Origin of the sequence: Puerhibacterium puerhi, assembly GCF_009846865.1 — a bacterium.
Classification (GTDB): Bacteria; Actinomycetota; Actinomycetes; order Actinomycetales; family Cellulomonadaceae; genus Puerhibacterium; species Puerhibacterium puerhi.
In genome coordinates, this window is sequence record NZ_WUWN01000032.1 from 22945 (window position 1) to 32332 (window position 9388).

The 9388-nt window shown below is 78.2% G+C and carries 9 protein-coding genes; 5 read left to right on the plus strand and 4 right to left on the minus strand.

Features of this window, described 5'->3' with window-relative positions; all coding sequences use genetic code 11:
* Positions 1-46: 46 nt before the first annotated feature.
* Positions 47-595 carry an NUDIX domain-containing protein gene (locus GSF02_RS14345; RefSeq protein WP_235915585.1) on the plus strand — a complete coding sequence of 183 codons (549 nt, stop codon included), beginning with the start codon at positions 47-49 and terminating at the stop codon, positions 593-595.
* 37 nt (positions 596-632) lie between these two features.
* Positions 633-1037, plus strand: coding sequence for a pyridoxamine 5'-phosphate oxidase family protein (locus GSF02_RS14350; RefSeq protein ID WP_159797679.1), 405 nt, complete (start codon positions 633-635; stop codon positions 1035-1037).
* A gap of 12 nt (positions 1038-1049) precedes the next feature.
* Here the strand turns inward: GSF02_RS14350 and GSF02_RS14355 are convergent, their stop codons facing one another.
* Complete coding sequence (locus GSF02_RS14355) at positions 1050-1283, minus strand: RNA-binding S4 domain-containing protein (protein WP_159797681.1); 234 nt, start codon at positions 1281-1283, stop codon at positions 1050-1052.
* Positions 1284-1314: 31 nt separating this feature from the next.
* Here GSF02_RS14355 and hisD point away from each other — a divergent pair, with 31 nt between their 5' ends.
* Together hisD and GSF02_RS14365 are read left to right on the plus strand one after the other, a co-directional pair.
* A complete protein-coding gene (gene hisD, locus GSF02_RS14360; protein ID WP_159797683.1) occupies positions 1315-2640 on the plus strand; it encodes a histidinol dehydrogenase in 1326 nt (441 codons plus the stop codon).
* A gap of 17 nt (positions 2641-2657) precedes the next feature.
* Positions 2658-3269 (plus strand): AAA family ATPase, encoded by a 612-nt coding sequence (locus GSF02_RS14365; RefSeq protein WP_159797685.1) that lies wholly within the window; start codon positions 2658-2660, stop codon positions 3267-3269.
* Between the two features lie 81 nt (positions 3270-3350).
* On the opposite strand, the gene GSF02_RS14370 is transcribed toward GSF02_RS14365, so the two are convergent.
* Positions 3351-4253 carry a glycosyltransferase family 2 protein gene (locus tag GSF02_RS14370; RefSeq protein WP_201308941.1) on the minus strand — a complete coding sequence of 301 codons (903 nt, stop codon included), beginning with the start codon at positions 4251-4253 and terminating at the stop codon, positions 3351-3353.
* Between the two features lie 11 nt (positions 4254-4264).
* Positions 4265-5308, minus strand: a complete 1044-nt coding sequence (locus tag GSF02_RS14375) for a glycosyltransferase family 2 protein (protein ID WP_235915586.1) — start codon at positions 5306-5308, stop codon at positions 4265-4267.
* Positions 5309-5459: 151 nt separating this feature from the next.
* Between GSF02_RS14375 and GSF02_RS14380 the strand changes: the two genes are divergently transcribed.
* Positions 5460-6875, plus strand: a complete 1416-nt coding sequence (locus GSF02_RS14380) for an aldehyde dehydrogenase family protein (protein ID WP_159797687.1) — start codon at positions 5460-5462, stop codon at positions 6873-6875.
* A 93-nt stretch (positions 6876-6968) separates the two neighbouring features.
* Here the strand turns inward: GSF02_RS14380 and GSF02_RS14385 are convergent, their stop codons facing one another.
* Positions 6969-9281 carry a RecQ family ATP-dependent DNA helicase gene (locus GSF02_RS14385; RefSeq protein ID WP_159797701.1) on the minus strand — a complete coding sequence of 771 codons (2313 nt, stop codon included), beginning with the start codon at positions 9279-9281 and terminating at the stop codon, positions 6969-6971.
* Positions 9282-9388: the final 107 nt, after the last annotated feature.

The following is a 9388-nucleotide window of genomic DNA, read 5'->3' on the forward strand; positions in this document are numbered from 1 at the left end:
CGCCGGGTCGGGGACGGGGCCGGGGACGACGCCGGAAGCAGCGCCGGTGACGGAGACGGGGCCGGGCGTGGCCCGCGGCGGCTGGGACGACGGGACGGCGGACCACCGCTTCCGCGTCGTGCCGGCGGCCTACGTCTACCTGCTGCGCGACGCCGCCGGCGAGGCGCGGCGCGAGGTCCTGCTGCAGCTGCGGCGGGGCACCGGCTTCATGGACGGGCACTGGGCCGCCGCCGCGGCCGGGCACGTCGAGCCGGGGGAGTCGGTGGTCGCCGCGGCCGTCCGCGAGGCCCGGGAGGAGCTCGACGTGGCGGTCGGCGAGGCGGACCTCGTGCCGCTCACCGTGATGCACCGCGGGCAGCCGGGCGGCCCGGCGCTGGAGCAGCGCATGGACGTCTTCTTCGCGGCCACGCGGTGGGAGGGCACGCCGCGCCGGGTCGAGGCGGCGAAGGCGGCGGCGGTGCGCTGGTTCCCGCTCGACGCGCTGCCCGACCCCGTGGTGCCGCACGAGCGCCGCGTGCTCGAGGCGATGCTGGCGGCCGGGCCCGGCGGCGACGTGCCGCGGCTGCTCACCGACGGGTTCGGCGCCGGCGCCTGAGCGCCCGGGGAGCACGGGGCGCGGCTACGCTCGGCCCGTGCTGCGCCTGAACCCCGAACAGCTCGTCTTCGTCACCGAGCGGCACCTGGCCACGCTCACCACGCTGCGCGCAGACGGCTCGCCGCACGTGACGCCGGTGCGGTTCACCTGGGACGCCGCACGCGGCGTCGCCCTGATGACCACCCAGCGCACCTCGGCCAAGGCCGCCAACGCCCGGCGCCGCGCGCCGTCGGGCGCGCCGCCGCGCGCGGCGCTGTGCCAGGTCGACGGCGGCCGGTGGCTCACGCTCGAGGGCACTGTCGAGGTCGACGAGTCCCCCGAGGCGGTGGCGGACGCCGTCGCGCGCCACGAGCGGCGCTACCACCGGCTCGAGCCCGACCCGCTGCGCGTGGTGCTGCGGCTCGTGGCCGACCGCGCGATGGCCAGCACCTACATGGACTGACGGTCGCGCCGGTCAGCCGACCTGCGCCGACTCCTCGCCCTGCGGCCCGCTGACCGTCACGACGTCGCCGCGCACGAGCTGGCGCCCGCGACGCGTCTCCACCTCACCGTTGACCCGGACCTCGCCGTCCGTGACCAGGTCGCGCGCGTGCGTCCCGGTCTCGGCGAGGCCGGCGAGCTTGAGGAACTGCCCGAGCCGGATGACGTCGTCGCGGATCGGCACGGGCGGGGCGCTGGGGCGGCTCATGACCCCCATTCTCCCCGCCTAGACTGGCCGGGTGATCCAGCGCATCGACCTCCGTGGCCAGACCCTCTCCCGCCGGGAGCTCCTCGCGGTCGTGCCCCGGGCCGAGGTCGGCGTCGACGAGGCGCTCGCGTCCGTCGAGCCGATCGTCACCGACGTGCGCCGGCGCGGCGCGGCGGCCCTGCGGGACATCGCCGAGCGGTTCGACGGCGTGCGGCCCGGGAGCCTGCGCGTGCCGGCGGCCGCGCTCGCCGACGCGCTCACCGGCCTCGACGCCCGCGTCCGCGCGGCGCTGGAGGAGGCGATCCGGCGGGTGCGGATGGTGCACGCCGCGCAGGTGCCGCCCGAGCACGCGACGACGCTCGCCGACGGCGCAGTCGTCCGCCAGCGCTACGTGCCGGTCGAGCGGGTGGGCCTGTACGCGCCCGGCGGCCTGGCGGTCTACCCCTCGTCGGTGATCATGAACGTCGTCGCGGCGCAGGAGGCCGGCGTGTCGGGCCTGGCCGTCGCCTCGCCGCCGCAGAAGGAGCACGGCGGCCTGCCGCACCCCACGATCCTCGCCGCGTGCGCGCTGCTCGGGGTCGGCGAGGTCTACGCCGTCGGCGGGGCGCAGGCCGTCGCGATGTTCGCCTACGGCGCCGAGGGCAGCGAGCCGCAGGACGGCGCCGTGCTGTGCGAGCCGGTCGACGTCATCACCGGGCCGGGCAACGTGTACGTCGCCGCGGCCAAGCGCCTCGTGCGCGGCGTCGTCGGGATCGACGCCGAGGCCGGCCCCACGGAGATCGCCGTCCTCGCCGACGCGACGGCCGACCCGGGGCACGTCGCCCTCGACCTCATCAGCCAGGCCGAGCACGACCCCATGGCGGCGTCCGTGCTGGTCACGCCCTCGGTCGAGCTGGCCTCCGCGGTCGAGGCGCGGCTCGTGGACCTCGCCGACGCGACCAAGCACTCGGCCCGCGTGCTGCAGGCGCTCGGCGGCCCGCAGTCGGCCATCGTCCTGGTCGAGGACCTCGAGCAGGGGCTGGCGGTGGTCGACGCCTACGGCGCCGAGCACCTCGAGATCCAGACCGCCGACGCCGCGGCGCTCGCGGACCGGGTCCGCAACGCCGGCGCGATCTTCGTCGGGCCGTGGTCGCCCGTGTCGCTCGGCGACTACATGGCCGGGTCCAACCACGTGCTGCCCACCGGCGGCACCGCCCGGTACGCCAGCGCGCTGGGCGTGCTGTCGTTCCTCAAGCCGGTGCAGGTCATCGAGTACTCCCGCGACGCGCTCGGCGAGCTCGCCGACCGCATCGTCGCGCTCGCCGGCGACGAGGACCTGCCGGCGCACGGCGAGGCCGTGCGCGGGCGGTTCCACTAGGACCCGCGGGGCCGGGCGTGGCCGGCGGGCGACGGGACGCCACGGCGTCCGACGGCCACGCGCGGCCCTCCCGGCGTGCCGTCCTGCTGACCGGGATGCCCGGCGCCGGCAAGACGACGGCGCTGCGCGAGCTCGCCGCCCGCGGCCATCGCACCGTCGACCTCGACCACGACGGCTACAGCCGGCTGCTGCCGGACCCCGGGACGCCGATCGGCTGGGCGCAGGAGTGGGACCTCGGCCGCGTGGCCGCCCTGCTCGACGGCCACCTCGTCGGCCGTCCCGGCACGGTGCCGGTCGCCGACGGCGCTTCGGCGGCGGCCACCCTCTTCGTGGCGGGCACGGTGGTGAACCAGGCCCGCCTGTACCACCGGTTCGCCGCCGTCGTCCTGCTCACCGCGCCGGCCGAGCTGCTGCTCGCGCGCATCGCGCAGCGCACCGACAACCCCTTCGGCAAGGACGCGCTGGGCCGGGCGACGGTGCTGCACCACGTCGCGACCCTGGAGCCGCGGCTGCGCGCCGTCGCGTCCGCCGTCGTCGACACCCGCGCCCCCGTGGCGCAGGTCGCGGACGCCCTCGAGCGGATCGCGCGCGCCGACCCGCCCGCGGGGCACCCGGCGCCGTCAGAATAGTGTGCCAAGCGCCGGTGCCTCCGGGTCCAGTGCCTCCGGGTCCAGTGCCTCCGGGTCCGGCGCGGCGGCGCCGACGCCGCCTCAGCCCTGGCCGACGACCCGCAGGTCGCGCTCGACGGCCTCGGGCAGCCGCCGCCGACGGCGCAGCGCCGAGACCGCCTGCCGGGCCGTCGGAAGGGCCGCGGCAAGGTCTGCGGTGCCGCCGGCCCGCAGCGAGGCGCGCAGGCGGGCGCCGACGACCCGCCAGGGGCGCAGGAGCAGGGCGCTGGTGAGGGTCGAGCGGGCGACGGCGCGACGGCGGGCGTCGGGGGAGTGGCGCGACGTCGCCGGGTGGTGGTGGGCCACGAGGTGGTCGGCGTAGACGACGGCGCGGCCGAGGGCGGCAAGCCGCAGCGTCAGGGGCTCCTCCTCGCCCGGGAACGGCACGGCCGGGTCGAACCCGCCGGCGGCGAGGAAGTCGGTGCGCCGCACCACGGCACCGCACGCGACGAAGCCGAGCAGCCGCGGGCCGGGCAGCTCACCCTGCTCCAGGGGCGAGTCGCGCAGCACGGCCATGAAGGAGTCCTCGCGTTCCTGCGGCCCGACCAGGATGCGTGCCTGCACGACCGCCACCCGCGGGTTCGCTTCGAGGAGGTCGGCGGCAGCGGCCAGCGCGCCGGGCGCCCACCACGAGTCGTCGTCGGCGAACGCGACGTACGGCGTCGCCGCCTCGCGGACGCCCACGTTGCGCGCGACGGCGCCGACGTTCTCCCGCAGCCGCACGACGCGGGCGTCGGGGCGCACGCGCCGCACCACCTCGGGGCTGCCGTCCGCCGAGGCGTTGTCGACGAATACCACCGGCGCGCGGTGGCGCAGCATGCTCGCGGCCAGGTCGTCGCGCCGGTCGCGGCTCATCACCACCACCGACACGCGGGGGTCCTCCACCTCGGGGGCGGCGGTGTCCTGCCGGGCGGTGTCCTGCGGGGCGGTGTCCTGCTGGGTCACGTCGTCCTCCCTCAGATCCCGTACCGGCGTGCGGCCGACCGGCGCTGCGGCTCCTCCAGCGCGCGGAAGCGCGCCTCGACGCGCGGTGGGAGCGTGCGCCGCTCGCGCAGCACCCACGGCAGGCCGCGGACCGCGTCCAGGACGCCCAGCGCCGCGGCGCGCGTGCGCGGCAGGCCCCGGACCACCGTCCACGTGCGGCGCAGCGCCGCGGCGACCGGGCGGCGCAACCAGGTGAACCACAGCGTGTTGCGGATGCCCTCCCGCGCCCGGGACTGGCGGTCGCGCACCAGGGAGGCGGCGTGGTGGACGGTGAGGTCCTCGAGGTAGCACAGCTCCCACCCGGCGGTGGCGAGGTCGGCGGCGAGCAGCTCCTCCTCGCCCCCGAGCCACAGCCGGTGGGAGAACCCGCCGACCTCGCGGAAGGCCCTGACGCGCACGGCGGAGGCGCCGGCCAGGAAGCTGCCGAGCGCAGGCCCGGGCAGCGGGACGCTCGGGCGCACGGGGGAGTCGCGCAGCTCCCGCACGATCGGGTCCTCCGTCCCGGCCGGCTCGACGACGATGCGGGCCGTGACGACCGCCAGGCGCGGGTGGGCGTCCAGGGCGTCGGCCACGCGGCGCAGCGAGCCCGGGTCCCACCAGGTGTCGTCGTCGCAGAACGCGACGTACGGCGTGCCGCGCCGCGCGACGTGCTCCACGCCGACGTTGCGGCCGACCGCGCCGAGGTTCGCGCGCGGCTCGAGGACCTCCACGTCGGGGTGCGCGGCGCGCACGGCCGCCGCGGTCCCGTCGCCGGACCCGTTGTCCACCACGACGACGTGCGGGCGCTCCGGCAGGGCCGCGAGCCTGTCGAGCGTGCGCAGCAGCTCGACGCGCCGGTCGCGGGTGATGATCACGACGGCGATGCGGTCGTCCGGGCCGGTCGCGCCCTCGGGCCTCTGGGGCGCGGGCACGGGCGCTGGCGCGGACCGGGGCACAGCGCCGGGCACGGCCTCGGGCACGGCCTCGGGCACGGTCTCGGGCACGGTCTCGGGCGCTGGGGTGCGGGGAGCTGTCACGGTGCCGTTCTCGTGCACGCGCGGCCCGCTCGCAACCGCCGTCCGCCCGGCCGCGGCCGGCATCGATGGCGAGCGCGCCGTGCGCGCGGGAGGCTCGTGCCGCTCCCGCACGGCGTGCGCCGTGCGCCCTGGCGTCGAGGAGGCCTGCCCCATGACCACGACCGCTGACCGCCCCGCACCCCGCACCGCGGCGCCCGCGCGAACCCTCGAGCGGCCCGACCCCGTCACCGGCGGGCGCGGCCGCGCCGTCGAGTGCGCCGACGCCGCGCAGGTCGACGCGGCCGTGCGCGCCGCCCGCGCGGCGTACCCCGGCTGGCGGGCGACCGCGCCCGCCGCGCGCGCCGGGATGCTCCGCGAGGCGGCGGCGGCCGTGCGGGCGGCGGCTGACGAGCTGGGCGCGCTGCTGTGCGCCACCACGGGGCGTCTGCTGGGCGAGTCGCGCGACTCTGCTGCCGTCGCCGCCGACCTGCTCGAGGAGGCGGCCGTGACCGGCCTGGGCCGCGCCGGGCGGGTGCTGGCCGGCGACCCGACGGCCGTCGACGTGGTGCGCCGCGAGCCCCGTGGCGTGGTCGCCGTCATCACGCCGTGGAACGACCCGTACCCGGCCGCCGCCGGCCTGCTCGCCGCCGCGCTGGTGACCGGCAACACCGTGGTGCACAAGCCGTCCGAGCGCAGCGACGCGCCCGGCGTGCGCCTGGCCGAGCTCGTCGCCGGAGCGCTGCCCGACGGTGTGCTGGAGGTGGTCAGCGGCGACGGCACCACGGGCCAGGCGCTCGTGGAGCACGACGACGTCGCGCTGGTCGCCCACGTCGGCTCGACGGCGGCCGGGCGGCGCATCGCCGCCGCCGTCGGGGCGCGGGGCGCCCGCGCCCTGCTCGAGAACGGTGGCAAGGACCCGATCGTCGTGGACGCCGGGGTCGACCCTGCCGAGGCGGCCGCGCAGATCGCGACGGGCGCGTTCACCAACGCCGGCCAGCTGTGCACCGCGGTCGAGCGGGTCTACGTGGTGGAGGAGGTCGCCGACGCGCTCGTCGCCGAGCTGGCGCGTCGGGCCGAGGCGCTCGTGGTGGGCGACCCCGCCGACCCGGCGACGACGATGGGGCCGCTGGTCGACGACGACCAGCTCGCCGTCGTCGCGGCGCACGTGAGCGCCGCCGTCGAGGCCGGGGCGCAGGTCGTGACCGGCGGGCACCGGGTCGAGCGGGCGGGCAGCTTCTACGCGCCCACGGTGCTCGACCGCTGCCCGGACGACGTCGCCCTGCTGCGCGAGGAGACCTTCGGACCCGTGGCGCCGGTCGTGCGGGTGGCCGACTTCGACGAGGCGCTGCGCCGCGCGTCCGCCTCGGCGTACGGGCTCGCGGCGACGGTGCTCACGCCGCGGCTCGACCACGCGCTGCGCGCGGCCGACGTGCTCGACGTGGGCACCGTGAAGGTCAACGCCGTCTTCGGCGGCGCGCCGGGCGGCTCGGCCGACCCGCGGCGCGGCAGCGGCGGCGGTGCCGGCTACGGGCCCGACCTGCTGGACGAGATGACGGTGCGAAAGGCGGTGCACCTCGAGGGGCTCTGACCGGCTGCTTCTAGCCGGGCCCCGGCCACCACCGCTCCGCCGCGCGGCGGAGCGGTGGTGGCCGGGGCGTCGGTCGACGACGCCCCGGCCGGCTCAGCGCACGCCGAGCACGAACGGCAGCACGCGCGCGGCGCCGGCCCGGCGCAGCAGCCGGGCGGCGACCGTGAGGGTCCAGCCCGACTCGGTCCAGTCGTCCACGAGCAGCACCGTGCGCCCCGGCAGGCCGCGCAGCGCGGGCTCGCCCAGCTCGAGCTGCAGGCGCCGGGCCACCCCGGCCAGGCGCATGGCGGAGTTCACGTCGTGGCGGCCCGGCTCCTCCTGACCCGACGCGGGGCCGACCGCCCCGATCAGCGGCACGCCGAGGTACGACGCGAGCCCGCTCGCCAGGTGGTACGTCAGCTGCGGCCGGGTGACCGACCGCACCGCGACGACGCCCTCGACGAGCAACCGCCGCTCGGCCGCGCCGTCCGCCCCCGCGCTCGGCTCCGTGCCCGGCTCCGCGCCCGTCTCCGCGCCCGTCTCCGTGCCCGGCTCGGTGCCCGCGTCCGGGGCGCCGCCCGCGGGATCCTCGCGGGCCTCCCGCAGGGCGTCCCAGTCGTCGAGCACGCGCGCCGCCGCGCGGCGCAGCGGCACGGGCACCTCGCCGTCGGGCGCGCCGGGCGCGAGCAGGTCCCGCAGCGGACCGGACCAGCCGAGCCCGTCGAGCCGCGCGACGGCGCGCCCGGGCTCGGCGAGCTCGTCGGCGCCGAGCCGGCCCTTGAGGTCCAGGCCGAGGGAGGCCAGGCCGGTGGGCCACATCTTGCGCGGCTCGACCTCGACGCCCGGCCGGTCCATCTCCGCCCGGGCGGCGGCCACGGCCTCCGGGTCGGGCGGCTCGGGCAGCGCCACGCCGTCGCACCGGTCGCAGCGCCCGCAGCGCCAGCCGTCGGGCAGCTCCGGGTCGTCCAGCTGGGCGCGCAGGAACGCCATCCGGCAGCCCGGCGTGGCGACGTAGTCGAGCATCGCCGCCTGCTCGGCCTCGCGGGCGGCCTCGACACGGGCGTAGCGCTCAGCGTCGTACGCCCACTCCCGGCCGGTGGCGACCCAGCCGCCCTGCACGCGGCGCACCGCGCCGTCGACGTCGAGCACCTTGAGCATGGTCTCCAACCGCGACCGCTTGAGGTCGACCTGCGTCTCCAGCGCCGCCGTGGACAGCGGGGAGCCGGCGGCGGTCAGCGCCGCCAGCGTGGCCCGCACCTGCCCCTCGGCCGGGAACGCCTGGGCGCCGAACCAGTCCCAGATCGCGCGGTCCTCCTGGCCGGGCAGCAGCACGACGACCGCGTCGTCCACGCCGCGGCCGGCGCGGCCGACCTGCTGGTAGTAGGCGATGGGGGAGCTCGGCGCCCCGAGGTGGACGACGAACGCGAGGTCGGGCTTGTCGAAGCCCATGCCGAGCGCGGAGGTCGCCACCAGGGCCTTGACCCGGTTGGCCTTGAGGTCCTCCTCGAGCGACTCCCGCTCCGTGGGGTCGGTGCGCCCGGTGTAGGCGGCCACCGCCAGGCCCGCCGAGCGCAGCTGCTCGGCCACCTGCTCGGCGGCCGAGACGGTCAGGCAGTAGACGATGCCCGAGCCCTCGACGTCCTGGAGCGTCTCGGCCAGCCACGCCACCCGGGTCGGCTGGTCGGGGAGCTCGAGCACCGCCAGGTGCAGGGACTCGCGGTCGAGCCCGCCGCGCAGCACGAGCACGTCGTCGGCCGCCGAGCCGTCGGCGCGCACGGCGAGCTGCTCGGCGACGTCGCGCGTGACGCGCGCGTTCGCCGTCGCCGTCGTCGCCAGCACCGGGATGCCCGCGGGCAGGTCGGCCAGCAGGGTGCGGATGCGGCGGTAGTCGGGCCGGAAGTCGTGCCCCCAGTCGGAGATGCAGTGCGCCTCGTCGACCACCACCAGGCCCGCGTCGGCGGCCAGCCGCGGCAGCACCTCGTCGCGGAAGCCGGGGTTGTTGAGCCGCTCCGGCGAGCACAGCAGCACGTCCACCTCGCCCGCGGCGATCTGCGCGTGCACCTGGTCCCACTCGGTGACGTTGGCCGAGTTGATGGTCACCGCCCGGATCCCGGCGCGCGCGGCGGCGGCGATCTGGTCGCGCATGAGCGCCAGCAGCGGCGAGACGATGATCGTGGGGCCGGCGCCGCGGGCGCGCAGCAGCGACGTGGCCACGAAGTAGACGGCGGACTTGCCCCACCCGGTGCGCTGCACCACCAGCGCGCGCCGGTGGAACGCCACGAGCGCCTCGATGGCGGTCCACTGGTCCTCCCGCAGCGCGGCGTCCTCGCGCCCCACCAGGGCCCGCAGCGCCGCCTCCGCCTGCTCGCGCAGCGTGCTCGGCCCGCCGTCGGTGCCGGACGTGCTGTCCATCAGCCCGCGGAGCATGGCCAGCTTGGCCCGGCGGGCGGCCTCGCCCGGGTCCGTGGCGGCGGCCGGGGCGGGAGCTGCCGGCGCAGCGGCCGGACCGGCCGGCGCGGAGCCACACGCTCGGG